This is a genomic window from Micromonospora sp. IBHARD003, assembly GCF_056106285.1.
Genome location: NZ_JBWBBX010000001.1, coordinates 927,149 through 938,744, shown reverse-complemented (window position 1 = coordinate 938,744; position 11,596 = coordinate 927,149). Strand labels below are relative to the sequence as shown.

The 11,596-nt window shown below is 66.0% G+C and carries 19 protein-coding genes; 13 read left to right on the top strand and 6 right to left on the bottom strand.

What is annotated here, in order from left to right:
• Positions 1–384 precede the first annotated feature (384 nt).
• The 3 genes from ACTWOL_RS04010 to ACTWOL_RS04000 all read left to right on the top strand — a co-directional run bounded on the left by ACTWOL_RS04010 (position 385) and on the right by ACTWOL_RS04000 (position 2,211).
• Positions 385–1,035 carry a DUF7691 family protein gene (locus tag ACTWOL_RS04010; protein ID WP_474294364.1) on the top strand — a complete coding sequence of 217 codons (651 nt, stop codon included), beginning with the start codon at positions 385–387 and terminating at the stop codon, positions 1,033–1,035.
• 124 nt (positions 1,036–1,159) lie between these two features.
• Positions 1,160–1,702, top strand: a complete 543-nt coding sequence (locus ACTWOL_RS04005) for a hypothetical protein (protein ID WP_474294363.1) — start codon at positions 1,160–1,162, stop codon at positions 1,700–1,702.
• Positions 1,597–2,211 carry a nucleoside hydrolase gene (locus tag ACTWOL_RS04000; RefSeq protein WP_474301083.1) on the top strand — a complete coding sequence of 205 codons (615 nt, stop codon included), beginning with the start codon at positions 1,597–1,599 and terminating at the stop codon, positions 2,209–2,211. Before ACTWOL_RS04005 ends, ACTWOL_RS04000 begins: the two co-directional genes overlap by 106 nt.
• A gap of 50 nt (positions 2,212–2,261) precedes the next feature.
• On the opposite strand, the gene ACTWOL_RS03995 is transcribed toward ACTWOL_RS04000, so the two are convergent.
• Positions 2,262–3,527, bottom strand: coding sequence for a HEAT repeat domain-containing protein (locus ACTWOL_RS03995; RefSeq protein ID WP_474294361.1), 1,266 nt, complete (start codon positions 3,525–3,527; stop codon positions 2,262–2,264).
• A gap of 461 nt (positions 3,528–3,988) precedes the next feature.
• Positions 3,989–4,117, bottom strand: coding sequence for a hypothetical protein (locus ACTWOL_RS03990; RefSeq protein WP_474294359.1), 129 nt, complete (start codon positions 4,115–4,117; stop codon positions 3,989–3,991).
• 83 nt (positions 4,118–4,200) lie between these two features.
• Between ACTWOL_RS03990 and ACTWOL_RS03985 the strand changes: the two genes are divergently transcribed.
• Positions 4,201–4,422, top strand: coding sequence for a hypothetical protein (locus ACTWOL_RS03985; RefSeq protein ID WP_474294357.1), 222 nt, complete (start codon positions 4,201–4,203; stop codon positions 4,420–4,422).
• Positions 4,419–4,601, top strand: coding sequence for a hypothetical protein (locus ACTWOL_RS03980; RefSeq protein WP_474294355.1), 183 nt, complete (start codon positions 4,419–4,421; stop codon positions 4,599–4,601). Before ACTWOL_RS03985 ends, ACTWOL_RS03980 begins: the two co-directional genes overlap by 4 nt.
• Positions 4,602–4,641: 40 nt before the next feature.
• On the opposite strand, the gene ACTWOL_RS03975 is transcribed toward ACTWOL_RS03980, so the two are convergent.
• From ACTWOL_RS03975 to ACTWOL_RS03960, 4 genes are all read right to left on the bottom strand, one after another.
• Positions 4,642–5,811: a hypothetical protein gene (locus ACTWOL_RS03975; protein WP_474294354.1), complete on the bottom strand. Its 1,170-nt coding sequence runs from the start codon at positions 5,809–5,811 to the stop codon at positions 4,642–4,644.
• A complete protein-coding gene (locus tag ACTWOL_RS03970; protein WP_474294353.1) occupies positions 5,808–6,215 on the bottom strand; it encodes a hypothetical protein in 408 nt (135 codons plus the stop codon). The genes ACTWOL_RS03975 and ACTWOL_RS03970 overlap by 4 nt, the downstream gene beginning before the upstream one ends.
• 47 nt (positions 6,216–6,262) lie before the next feature.
• A complete protein-coding gene (locus ACTWOL_RS03965; RefSeq protein ID WP_474294351.1) occupies positions 6,263–6,928 on the bottom strand; it encodes a hypothetical protein in 666 nt (221 codons plus the stop codon).
• A gap of 66 nt (positions 6,929–6,994) precedes the next feature.
• The gene (locus ACTWOL_RS03960) at positions 6,995–7,132 is read right to left on the bottom strand and encodes a hypothetical protein (protein ID WP_474294349.1); all 138 of its coding nucleotides are present in this window, start codon (positions 7,130–7,132) and stop codon (positions 6,995–6,997) included.
• Positions 7,133–7,638: 506 nt separating this feature from the next.
• Between ACTWOL_RS03960 and ACTWOL_RS03955 the strand changes: the two genes are divergently transcribed.
• The 8 genes from ACTWOL_RS03955 to ACTWOL_RS03920 all read left to right on the top strand — a co-directional run bounded on the left by ACTWOL_RS03955 (position 7,639) and on the right by ACTWOL_RS03920 (position 11,581).
• Positions 7,639–7,761 carry a hypothetical protein gene (locus tag ACTWOL_RS03955; RefSeq protein ID WP_474294347.1) on the top strand — a complete coding sequence of 41 codons (123 nt, stop codon included), beginning with the start codon at positions 7,639–7,641 and terminating at the stop codon, positions 7,759–7,761.
• A gap of 34 nt (positions 7,762–7,795) precedes the next feature.
• On the top strand, positions 7,796–8,245 hold the full coding sequence (locus ACTWOL_RS03950; RefSeq protein WP_474294345.1) for a homing endonuclease associated repeat-containing protein: 450 nt from the start codon (positions 7,796–7,798) through the stop codon (positions 8,243–8,245).
• Positions 8,246–8,370: 125 nt separating this feature from the next.
• Positions 8,371–8,922, top strand: a complete 552-nt coding sequence (locus ACTWOL_RS03945; protein ID WP_474294343.1) for a hypothetical protein — start codon at positions 8,371–8,373, stop codon at positions 8,920–8,922.
• 98 nt (positions 8,923–9,020) lie between these two features.
• Positions 9,021–9,782: a hypothetical protein gene (locus ACTWOL_RS03940; RefSeq protein ID WP_474294341.1), complete on the top strand. Its 762-nt coding sequence runs from the start codon at positions 9,021–9,023 to the stop codon at positions 9,780–9,782.
• 436 nt (positions 9,783–10,218) lie between these two features.
• On the top strand, positions 10,219–10,527 hold the full coding sequence (locus tag ACTWOL_RS03935) for a hypothetical protein (RefSeq protein ID WP_474294340.1): 309 nt from the start codon (positions 10,219–10,221) through the stop codon (positions 10,525–10,527).
• Between the two features lie 13 nt (positions 10,528–10,540).
• Positions 10,541–11,125 carry a hypothetical protein gene (locus ACTWOL_RS03930; protein WP_474294338.1) on the top strand — a complete coding sequence of 195 codons (585 nt, stop codon included), beginning with the start codon at positions 10,541–10,543 and terminating at the stop codon, positions 11,123–11,125.
• 1 nt (position 11,126) lies between these two features.
• Positions 11,127–11,429 (top strand): hypothetical protein, encoded by a 303-nt coding sequence (locus ACTWOL_RS03925; protein WP_474294337.1) that lies wholly within the window; start codon positions 11,127–11,129, stop codon positions 11,427–11,429.
• Entirely contained in the window at positions 11,426–11,581 is a 156-nt protein-coding gene (locus ACTWOL_RS03920; RefSeq protein ID WP_474294335.1) for a hypothetical protein, read from the top strand. The genes ACTWOL_RS03925 and ACTWOL_RS03920 overlap by 4 nt, the downstream gene beginning before the upstream one ends.
• Positions 11,582–11,596: the final 15 nt, after the last annotated feature.

The following is an 11,596-nucleotide window of genomic DNA, read 5'->3' as shown; positions in this document are numbered from 1 at the left end:
GAACGGTTCTTGGGCGCCATGGGGTGCGGCTATCGGTCGACGTGGGGAGGAAGGACCGGGAAGAGCTGTCCCGCCGCAGCGATGTGCCCATGGGCATCGGGACAGTGGCCAAGGCGGGTCACCACGGTGCTGGCTTCGTCACCAGGACAGTTGGCGAGTCCGATGCTGGTGACCTGACCGAGACGTCCGCCTGCGTGCCACCGCACGGTGGCCGTCCACTGCCGTGGTCACAGGGGAGGCGCCGGGGAGTCGAGCCAGGTCACCATAAGGGCGAGCACCAGATCGACCACCGCATGCCCGGCATCGTGCCCAGCGCATGGAACCGCGCCGAGGCGTAAACCCCGGGCAGTCCGGCTGTCAGTACCGCTGGGCAGAATTGCGATCATGAGCCACAACATCTCGTACTCCAGCGCGGACAAGGCCGACGTCCTGGCCTTTCTGGGCAGCAACGGCAACCTCACGGCCGATCAGCAGTGGACACTCGACAAGGCCCGGTCGTATGCCCGGGCCTATCAGGAGGATCTCGACCGTCAGGACATCGACTGGGGCCTGCCCATCCCGGATGCCCTCGAGCACCTCATAGCCGGCCGCACGCACGCGGGTGGGGAGTGGGCGGGCAACGCGTACCACGCCGCCCTGCAGCTCATCATCGACCGCAACGCCAGTGACCCGTACCAGCTGGGCACCTACTCCAAGCCGTCGACGTTCTTCAGCCTGGTCGACGAGGAGATGAACCGCCTCGGCGTGCCCGCGGACCTCCTGCCGCACGGCTTCCTCTACGGCGGACTGCCCGACGACTTCCCCTCCATCCCGCACTCGGCCTACGGCTACCCGGCCATCGGCCACCTGCCGCTGGCCAAGTCCAAGCCCGCCGCCGATGCCTACCGCGCCGTCCTGGACCGGATGGACCCCGACTTCCACTACGACGTCCGAGAGCTGATCGAGAAGCTGGAGTTCGAGCACGACGAATGGGAGCGCGCCACGAAGAACGTCGACTGGTACACCCAGGACACGCTGTTCTTCTCCCTCACCTGACCAACCATCGGGGCGCGGAGACCAACGGCCTCATCCCGCATCCCGGGACGGGCCGACCGCAGACATGACCACTGCCGAGCCCGACGGACGGCAAAGAAGATCGACTGGAACAGAGGTGAAGCCCATGGGCGAGAACCGCAATGAGACCGTCGAGGAGCTGCGGCAGCACTGGCGTGCGACGACACGACTCGGCGAGAACACACCCGGCACTGGGCTGGCCGCGATCGGCGCGGCGTTGGCGGCCTCCGGACCCTGGCCCGAGGACCTCAGCAACAGCCCAATGATCATCGACACGGACATTGGCGGTGACGCCGACGATGCCCTCGCCGTGGCTGCGGCAGCACGACAGGTCCCGGAGCTGACACTGGTGCTCACCGGGGACGAAGTGCGAGGTGAGCGGGCACGGTTTGCCCGCCACCTGCTCGACCTGATGGACCGCGCCGATGTGAGCACGGTGGCCGGCGCCTCCCTGGGGGAGTCGCCCTATTACTGCGTGGACGGCCTCGTCCCGGACCAGGTGCCCTCCCAGCCCGCCGACGCAGTCGCCGCCGTGCGGGAGGTCTGCGCAGCAACGGACGGGCCGGTCCGCTGGGTGGGGATGGCTCCCTCCGCAACCTCGCCCGGGTCCTTGCGGAAGCACCCGAGCTGGCGCCACGGCTGCGGGTGACGCAGATGGGCGGAGCCCTGCGCTACCGCAACCCCGACAGCGCCGAGCACAACATCCGGCTGGACGTCACCAGCGCGCACGCGGTCCTCACCGCCGTGTCCGACGGCCTGCTCACCGCCCCTGAGTTCATTGCCTCCGAGGTCACGTTCACCCCCCGCATAGAAGTCACGGCGACGAGCGACCTGTACAAGCGGCTGCGGGCGCTGAAGAGCGAGCCCTGGGCAGCCCTGCTCGTCAACCATCTCGACCGGTGGTTCGCCGACTTCTACCCGGGCAGCATGCAGCACGACGCGCTGACACTGTCCGCCGCGCTCGACCTTCCCTTCGTCGACTCCGACCATCTGCCTATCGAGATGGACGCCATCGGCCGTACCACCGAGGCGCCCGCTGGCTGGGGAACGAAGGTGCGCTGGAGCCTGTCCGCCGAGTACGAGCCGTTCATGCACTGGCTCACCACGGTCCTTACCAGCCCAGTTGTCTCCCAGGGCGTCACCGTGAGGAGCCGCTGAATGGAGCGCATCGAAGAGACGTACCCGCAGCTTTCATCCCTCCAGGACGCCTACCAACTGGGAGCGGACGGGCGCATGGCGGTGTACGCGCGCAGGTCGGGCTGGTTGTCCGGCAGGCCGAGCTCTCGGAGGTGGTGTTCGATCGGTGTGCCGTACTGGTCCCATGGCCCGTTTTCCGCGACAAACCGCAGGATGTCCTGGCGGCCTTCGTTGAGGTCGGTGAACGGGACGCTCGTGTGGCCTTCCGGGCTGGGGAACGCGCTCGTGAGTGCGGCTGTGATGGCCTCTTCGGCGACACCGGTGAGACCGAGGGTGCTCACGATCGCGGACAGCACGGCGCCCGGCGCGTGAATGGCGAGCGGGGCGAGTGAACGAGCGGCGTACTCGCGGAGTTTGCCGTCGTTGAAGTCGACACCGGGCGCGGACAACTGTGCCGCGGCGGCCCGCGTCAGCTCCTCCACGATCTGGGCCACCAGGCTGTCATCGTTGGGGGCGATGGCCGGGCAGGTCGTCATCAGGCGGGCCAGTGCGGTGGCGGCACCCCACCGCACCAGCGGATCCAGGTTTGCGAGCCATGGCCGGAGGCGGTCCACCAGGGCGTGGTCGCCGACGAGCCCGGCCGCCACCAAGGCGGTAGCCGCGACACGGGGATCAGCCTCGCGATCCAGACACGCGAGCAGCCCGGGGACGGTGCCGGCACCTTCCTCGGGGAACCAGGCCAGCAGGTAAGCGGTCCGGGTACGGATTTCAGGGTCCGGATCCTCCAGAAGGAACTGCAGGGCGGGCAGCTCGGCCCGCACGGCATCGTAGGAGGCCAGGGCGCTGGCCCTGCTGTCGGTGGTCCCTCCGGCCGCGCAGTAGGCCCGTCCTTCCTCCAGGAACCAGCGTTTCTCGGGGTCATCCTCGACGGCGAGCGCCTCCTCGTAGGAGGCCAGCATCTTCTCCGGGGTGAACTCCGCAGCCACCGCGCGCCAGGCGACGATGTCGATACCGCCAGGGAGGTCGTACTCGTCATGCCAGTCGACTGCCAGGCGGGTCAACATGAGCAGCGCGCTACCGCGGGCCGGCTCGGGCCCGGCTATCGCAATCCGGGCAAGGAAAGGGACGGCACTGTTGGAAGCTGTGTAGCGGGTGCCCTGGTGGAAAATGCTCGAGAAAAGATGGCGCCAGGCGTCCTCCCGGGCTTCCTCGTCGGCCCCGCACACCTGACGCAGCCGCCCAGGCACGTCCTCAGCACTCCCGTAGGCATGCTGGAGGCCAGCCCAGTCGAGGTCATCCAGCCCTGATAGCAAAACTTCGCTCGATTCGTTGATCACGAACGGAGCCTTGCACCCTCGACTGACAAAGGCGCGCGGATTCCAGGAATCCTGAGCGCCAGAGGACGGGAACCCGTACGAGAGACCTCGAATCATAGGGTCATGCGTACGGGTTGACGGCTGCCGATCAGACATCACCAGGGGCATCCGGATGGACGGAGCACGGCCCGAAGCCTGCGCCCCGGCTGGCCGGGTGAACGTGCCGAGCCCGAGAGACCGCAAGCCCTCTTCGGGTCGTCGTCGCAGAACTCCACGCACGTGCAGTCCTGGATCTGATCCAGCCGGAGTCGTCCGTGATGGCCTCGACCGTGACGGAGGTGACGGCCTTGCCCGTGGACTCACGGTCGGCGAGGGCCTCGGCCGCGGCGGATGCGAGCTCGCTGATGTTCACGGTCAGATCTCCTGGTTTGGTGTGAGGGTGCGAATCGTGGCGTTACGAAAATGCGAGGCGGTCATGACTCTCACCAGCCGCGCCCCTCGGCAGTGAGCGGTTCGCCCTCGGCGGCCAGCCACTCGATCTCTTCGAGACCGAGTCCATCCAGGCCGGCGGCTTCGCCGATGTACGGAAGTCGGTCGCGGACACGGCGCATGGCGGCCTTGTCGTTGGCCCGGTAGGCGTTGAGCCCTGCAGCTCTTGGCTGAGCAGAGCGAAGTCCCCCAGTCCCTAGCCCTCTTGGATGAGGCGATCGAGGCACGCGAACGAGCGGTGGATGCCATGCCCGTCGGCGCCCCCGACCGGGCATCGGCGCTGTGCGATCTCGGCGCAACCTGGCAGCTACGGTTCGAGCGCACCGACGCGATCGAGGATGCGGACAAGTGGGGTGAGGCGTTCGAGCAGGGAGTGGAAGCGGCCCCGCCTCAGACCCGGACCTCTCACGCCGACTCGTCCACTTGAGCACCGCATTGCGTAACCGGTTCGAGCGCACCGGGAGGATGGAGGACGGGGACAAGGCCGTGCAGACGGCTCGGCAGGCAGAGGCGGCCGCTTCGCGCCGGGACCGACCCGATGCACTGTCCGTCCTCGGCGGCGCGCTGCGCACCCAGGCCGAGCACACCGCAGACGTCATCCACTAGCGCTGCCGGGCGGGGAAGAGCTTCTCCTTGCTCGTCGTGGTCATCGAATCGGCCGTCCTTCTTGCTCGCGTTCAAGCTTCAGCTGCCTCCTGGTCGCCTCCCGGGCCTTGTCCCGGAGGAAGATCGCCTCCTTGTGCGTGATCGGCGCGTCGTGGAGGTTGTGCGAGCCCCGCAGGAAGTTCTCCGTACGGTCGGCGATGGAGTACGCCAGCGCCTGCTCGACCACCGCGCTGGTCTGGCGCACCTCGCCCAACTCGTCGCGCAGCTTGCGCAGCAATCCGTCCCGCTCGCGTTCAGCGGCCTCGATGTTCGTCAGGCGTGCCACCACGCTGCCCAGCAACGGGTCGCGGGAGCGGAACAGCTCGACGGCGCACTCGGTGGCAGGATCGGCGTCAAGGTGCAGGTCGAGCTGCGCCAGCAGGAACGCGGTCACCAGTGTGCCCTGGCTCAGCCGCTGACTGAACTCCCGAGCAGCGCTGTCGCTCACGCCCAGCTCGCGGACCGCTGCTGCTCGCAGCTGCTCCCGCAGCGCGTTCATGATGCTCTCGGGCAGCGCCTTGATGTGCGGCTGGCTCTGCACGCCGGCGAGCCGGAAGCCCGACTGGGGGAGCGTGGCGGTCTCGGCTGTGCTGCCTGTGCCCCCCTTCGAGGCCGCGCTCTGCACGGCGTCCTGATAGTCGGTGAGCTGGAGCGAGCCGGCCGTTACATGCTCGGGTTCATCCGGTGCGGCGACGACGTCATGAGCAGCGGCTTCGGTTGCAGCGGCGTCCTCGACGTCCGGCTGTGTCCCGGGAGCCGGAACAGCATCAGCCGCAGGGCCCGCCGACGCACCGCCCGGGAGCACCCCGGCAGTTCCTCCCTGTCCACCGCCGTCACCACCACGCTGACTGGATCCGCCGGCCCGCTCGGAGTCGCCGGCGTCGGGCTCGTAGTCCGGCTCCGGGCCCAGGCGATCCTCTTCGGCGTCCTCATCGAGATCAGCCTGCAGACTTTCAACCTCGGGTTCAGAGTCGACGTCGCCGGCCTCATCAAGCTGCGCCTCCGGCTCAGGCGTTGTCACCTCAAGCTCAGACTGTGCCGCCTGGGCCTGGACGCGCTTGAGCTCCTCGCTCCCGCCGCGCCGGTAGGCGTCGAGGAAGGACGTATCCACCTCCATCACCTCGGCGGTGGGTGTGGCCGCTTCCAGCATCTCTGCGAAGTCCCGGCTCATCCGAGCTCACCGTCCTCGTCGTCCAAGAGGTAGTTGTCGCCGCGAGTGAGCCCGATCAGCGAGTCGAAGCCCGTGGTGACGACGCGTTCGAGGTTCGCCGAGTTCTTTGCCAGTGCCGCGACCTGGTCGACGAGCTCGTTGAGGCGCGCGATCTCCAAGGTCGGCAGGTCGTAGTCGAGGTTCTCACGCCGGATCTTCTCGACCACCGCCTCGGCCACGTACTCGTTCACCGAGGAGAACCCGCGCTTGTCGGCCCAGTACTCCGCGCGCTGCTTGTCGTCCGGGTCCAGCCGGACGAACATGCCCTGGCGGCCACTACTGCTGCTCTGTGTCGCACCCGAGGGCTTCTTCTTCGTGCCGCGCGCAGGCTGCGTCTTCTTCTCCCACTCCTGCGTGACGGTCATGCGCGACCTCTCCTTGCCTTGTTCGACTGATCTATGAAGCCACTTTATCAATGCGACTTGATAGGCTGCCTGTACTCTTTGTGTTTGGTCTCGAATACCAGTAGAGTCGCAGCCGCGCCCAGTCGGCCCCCTCCTGACGGCGCATCGCCGCAGCAGGTGTCCCAGCTCGCGATGCGTCGCACCGGGCCCTTCGTCTGTCTGATGGACTCCCGTTCAAGGGCCGGGCGGGGGAGTCGGCGTCGCATTCGTCGTGCAATCGACGAGCCCTGGGTGAACCTCGGCGACTGCCAGATCGCCTTGTCCTCGTCGTTCGGCAGATGCTCGACGATCGACCCGGCTCCGAGGGGTGCTTCGCCCACGAAGAAGTGCAGCGTCTCCTGACTCAGTCCGGCGTTGTGCACCAGGGTCGACATGCACTGGCCGGCCGCCGCGTAGACCTTCTTCTGGCCCTCGTCCCGGGCATAGGAGGAGAATATCGAGACCAGGCCCTTGGTGAGCTCGATGGACGAGTTGACCGGCTGATCCCCGCGGGCCGGATAGACCGGCTTCAGGTTCAGCTTGCCCGCCACGGGCTTCGACGCCACCTTCGGTTCCTTGTAACTCTGGGCCTTAGGGCTGCTGTTGCCACTCGGCGGCACAGTCTTGTCGACGCACGCGTCGAAGTCCTCGCGCAGCGACCGTGAGGCCAGAAGCGCAGCGTCGTCCTTGCTCACCTAGTCCAGGCCGTCAATGACCGAACCGGTGTCGCCACCGCCGGTCTTGACCAGATAGGCCAGCGCCTATTCCGACATGCCGGCCTTCCGCACGGCGGCGGTCAAGCAGGCTCCTCCGTCCTTGCTGGAGCCTCCGGTGTCATGGAAGACGAGCTTGTCCAGTGCCTCGCCGAGGGTCTTGCCGGTGACCTTGGCGGTGCTCACGCCGGACTCGGGGCGGATGACGGCTGTGCCTGGGTTGTGCCGCCGCCGGAACATCCCGCGAGCGCAACACCCGCGGCCACAGCCAACGGCACAGCAGAGATCCCAGCCCTCCTCGTCCTCCAGGTCTTCATCGCCTCTCGCCTCGCCCTTCCTGTCGCCGTCCAGTCCGATTGGATCGACTGATCTTCGAGCGCATCTTATCTAAACGCCTATTGAATGACAGTCTGTGATGAGTCAGAATGCCACGAGATAGGAGGTGGAGAGGGCGCGCCGAGCGGGACTCGGACGCGCAAGGCGCCTGCGGGTCTGTCTGGCGTTGGGGGATCAACGGAGTTGATCCGGAGGGCTCTGTGGCACGTCATGCACATGTCGGCTGCAGGTAGCCCCCTGCAGGGCGGCTGCTCGTGGGCTTCTCATCTCATCCCACGAAGGACCGCGCGCCATGACCGCTCTTGCTCCTGCCCCCGCCACCACCGACGCCGATCTGGTCATCGCTCACGTGCAGCGTGAGCGATGACCAGAAGACCTGGCGCCCCATCGACTTCGACGGTGAGTTCCCCAGGACCTTCAACGCGATGTTCGCGTCCATCGCCCGCGACCTGCAGCTCGTGCAGGTGCAGACGCTCTGACGCGCAGCCGGCTTTCAGAACGAGAGGACCGACCATGACTCTGTCTGCTGTACACGTCCCTGCGCCCATGAAGTCCGGGCCGGTCGTCTACAACGACCAGCAGCTCCTACACGTGCTCATCCACCTGGCGCAGGGAGAGAACACCCTGGGACGTCGCACCTTCGAGCAGCGCCGCAGGGGCACCGATCCATCAGCTCCGCTCTACGAGCGCCGCTTCGGCAGTTGGAACCGTGCGCTGGAGCTCGCGGGTCTCGCCGTGATCGAACAGCCCCGGCAGCTCCAGACTGTGACGACGAAGTGGACCCAGGAGCAGCTCATCGCCTCGATCCGGCAGTGCCTGCGGGAGGCGGGATCCACGACGCTAGCGGCCTACGAGGCCTGGCGCACGGATCCGGCGGACCTGAAGCGTAATGTCCCGCCGGCCACCACCATCCGCTTCCGGATGGGCAGTTGGTCGCGGGCCACAGAGCTGGCTTGCGACTGAGATCCATCGGCATCTGCGACGCCGTTCGATCCCCGAATGGGGCGCTGAACCGCAATCATCTGGAAAGGGAAAATGTTATGTCAACCGAAAAGCGGCCTCTCACGGGTCTCCGCGTACGAGTCCGTGTGAAGGGTGAGACCGTGTATGGGCTCGCCAGGGTCCGCTACAGCGACGGCCACAAGCACGCTGGCCATTACGAGGTGGAGCGTGTCTCGGCTCCCCCGGTTCTGGTTCAGTTCAGGGAAGTTGAACCGGGACCGAACGCCGATCAGATTCCGCCTGGGGTGGAATTTCCGGATCGTCGTGTGGCCTATCGCCCGCTGTTTGCTGAGCCGGGAGTCAAGGAGACATCCGCCAGGGTCTCTGGTGCAAACGTTATTTTCCCCGGAAACATGGAAAGGCTCCGGGAATTGATCGCCTTTATTCAATCGGGCTGGACCGTGCACTGGACCAGTCACGAGGCCAACGAGTTCCGGGGGAAACTGAGCGTTGCCGAGGTCAATGTATCCGAGATGAGGATGAATCCGACCAAGGGAGCGCCGAGCCGGTACACATGGCCACTGGAAGGTGACGATTTCACCATCGAGGGTACTGCCATCACCAAGTACAAGGCTGACCATGCGTACACCGGCGGTCGAGCGCCCACACTGACGCTGCGATTCGAAGCACCACACTAACCAACAGTCCTGGAGAGACATCAAGGTCTCCTAGTCCGGTGCGAGTCCGGAGGGACTCAATCCCCCGATTTCCGGGGGCGATTGGAAAGGGGAGGAACATGTCTGAGGAAGTTCTCGAAGAGTGGGGCAGGCAGCAGCTTGGCTCCCTGCACGACGAGCCTCCGTACCACGACAATCCGGATGGCGGACCGGAGCCTGAACCGAGTACGGCTCAGGTGTGCTGGACCGAGAAAACCCCAAAGGGGAACCTTATGTCCGAACGCGATATCATCGACGTCCGCAAGCTTCCGCCCTACTACGAGGCCGACCTCAACCATTTGCTGCCGGTGGAGCAGTCGTTGCACGGTCGCCATAAACTGATCATCGGTGACATCGCCCGGTACCGCGCAGGCATTGAGTACTACGCACCGATTGCCCCCACCGAAGACGGAAGGCTCCGGGGCGGCACACTCACCCTGAGCGAGTGGCAGGCCCGCCATATCTACGCTCAGTTCGGCGAGCTGTTCAAGCGTTGGGACCTGGAGAACGAGCGTGAGGCCGAGTGGTCGAGCCGCCCACACTTCAGTGCCTGGATGACCTACGGCACCGGTCACCTCTCTCAGCCACACATGGATGTTTCGGTATGGCAGGACAAGCTGACCGGCGAGCATCCGGGGGACGAGCGGGCATGGTCGCCCGACTATGACACGCCTGCTGCGTTCAGCGAGCGCACCACGATCGCCGCCAAAGGCGGAGACCCCGAGGACGGCAGGCGCGCGGCTGAGCGGCTTCTGAGCGATGCTGGGTGGCGAATGATCGGCGAATGGCGAGACGCCGACGACATGGCGCTGATCGTTAGCGTCGCCCGCACAGAGGACTGAATCGCCACTGCTAGGAACTTGCAGCCTTTTTCCCAATCCGGTCGGGCATCCGGGTCATGGCAGGTCGACCTCGCCAGCCTGCTCGGTGGAGCCCAACCGCCGCGCCTCCAGCGGCTGCACCCAGGAGGCGGCGCAGCCCAGCCGCTGCCGACCCCGTGGCTTCGGTTGGGAGCCTCGGGCACTGACACGCGAGCGGTGCAACAAGGCCATGCGTGAGGACCGTGAGAACGGCTTTACCTGTGCTCCTGGAAAGTCGAAGACCGAGAGGGCAAGCCCATGTGGCTCGGCTTCATGAACGGCTTCAGCACCGGCCGCGTGCCCCGCATGTACGAGTACGTCTACTCGCCGGGCGAGGAATCGGGGAATGGGCCGACCGACTAAAAGCCACGTCGTCCACGCTGGACGAGGTCCAAACGGCGAAATCCTATGCCATCGCATGGGCTGCGAGAAACTCGCGGTCTGGTGGGAGGACTTGGAGCACTGGCGGATCAAACGCTGGCTTTCGAAAGCGCACTGCGAAGAAGACCGGACCGGGCCGGATTACCCGGTCGACCGCAAGTGGGGGACCCTCGAGCCAGAGCAGTTCACGCGTGGTCAAAGCATTGACCACGGCGGTGAGCACTTCAACGGCTGGTACGACGTCACCCACGACGACCAGACATGGTGCACGTTGAACGGCCATCGCATGTCGATGTACGACCCGATCCGCGCAATCCCCGACCCGCAGGCGAAGCCGAATTCCTGAGAGGAGAAAATCGATGACGCGTCCGCGTCTGCCGTACGAATGGGACGGCAAGAAAAGGATCAGCCGTGCCGACATGGGAATCTCGATCAAGATCCAGGGCGATGAGCTGGTCTACCACCGCACGGCGACCGGATGTACGCCCGCTAGTACGACGCATTACCTGATCCTCGGTACACGCCCCACCATGCCGCGCAGCGAAGCGAGCCTGGTCGATGACCACGGCAACCGCTGGCAGACGGGATGCGCCTACGTCAACCCGAAGAAGGTGTTCGGCGAGGGACTCGACCGGATGGTGTGCTGGCCGCTCGGTGAGGCGGACGCGCGTGAGGGCCGGTCCCTCTACATCATGCAGCAGCAGCGGCGCCCGGTCGGCTCGGACGGCGAGTGGGAGAACTGGAAGTCCGGGTTCTCGATCCGCGCCACCGGATTGGCAGGGCAGCCACACGAGTTCAAGGCTGAGGCGCTGCCGTTCCTGCGCTGGCTGCCGGTGGAGCAGCCGAAGTACGAGTGGCGCGGCCGGGTCTCGGTATGGGTGAGCGAGTTCGCCGCCCGACCGCACACGGTGTACCCGGACGGCAGGGTCGTGCCGGACAACTGACGTGGAGCTGTACTTCTTCATGCTCCAGCAGTACGAGGGCCAGGGCGCGTGGACCGATACCGCGACCCGGTACGTGCAACTCAAGCCCCGCCGAAGTTCCAGTGAGTTGGACCCGGTCGCAGCGGTCCGTCACATGAACAGCCGCAAGGGCGGCCCGTTCCGCGTCAAGGTCCGGGACTATCTCGGCCGTGAATTCCGGCAGACATTTGTCGTGCACAGCGATGGAGCGTGCACGGCAATCCAGGACGCAGCAGCAATGGCGGCCACGTCGCAAGCGATGCTCGATTTCAGGGAGGATATATGAGCTTGCACTACAAGAGGCCCGATAATCGCTACGTCAAGGCCGGAGACACCGTGCTCGTCAAGCTCGGCGCATCGGAATGCGTGACGAGCATGGGCCTGTACAACAAGTTCATGCCGGTCCGCATCATGGACGAGGGGGAGGGTTTTGGGTAGCTCCTGAATCCCGAG

What these genes read in the sequence shown, in the direction of transcription:
- ACTWOL_RS03970 (WP_474294353.1), bottom strand. Translation starts at nt 6,215, where the DNA reads ATGACCGTCACGCAGGAGTGGGAGAAGAAGACGCAGCCTGCGCGCGGC.
- ACTWOL_RS03940 (WP_474294341.1), top strand. Translation starts at nt 9,021, where the DNA reads ATGTCTGAGGAAGTTCTCGAAGAGTGGGGCAGGCAGCAGCTTGGCTCC.
- ACTWOL_RS03950 (WP_474294345.1), top strand. Translation starts at nt 7,796, where the DNA reads ATGACTCTGTCTGCTGTACACGTCCCTGCGCCCATGAAGTCCGGGCCG.
- ACTWOL_RS03975 (WP_474294354.1), bottom strand. Translation starts at nt 5,811, where the DNA reads ATGAGCCGGGACTTCGCAGAGATGCTGGAAGCGGCCACACCCACCGCC.
- ACTWOL_RS03930 (WP_474294338.1), top strand. Translation starts at nt 10,541, where the DNA reads ATGACGCGTCCGCGTCTGCCGTACGAATGGGACGGCAAGAAAAGGATC.
- ACTWOL_RS03990 (WP_474294359.1), bottom strand. Translation starts at nt 4,117, where the DNA reads ATGCGCCGTGTCCGCGACCGACTTCCGTACATCGGCGAAGCCGCCGGC.
- ACTWOL_RS03935 (WP_474294340.1), top strand. Translation starts at nt 10,219, where the DNA reads ATGGGCTGCGAGAAACTCGCGGTCTGGTGGGAGGACTTGGAGCACTGG.
- ACTWOL_RS04010 (WP_474294364.1), top strand. Translation starts at nt 385, where the DNA reads ATGAGCCACAACATCTCGTACTCCAGCGCGGACAAGGCCGACGTCCTG.
- ACTWOL_RS03920 (WP_474294335.1), top strand. Translation starts at nt 11,426, where the DNA reads ATGAGCTTGCACTACAAGAGGCCCGATAATCGCTACGTCAAGGCCGGA.
- ACTWOL_RS04005 (WP_474294363.1), top strand. Translation starts at nt 1,160, where the DNA reads ATGGGCGAGAACCGCAATGAGACCGTCGAGGAGCTGCGGCAGCACTGG.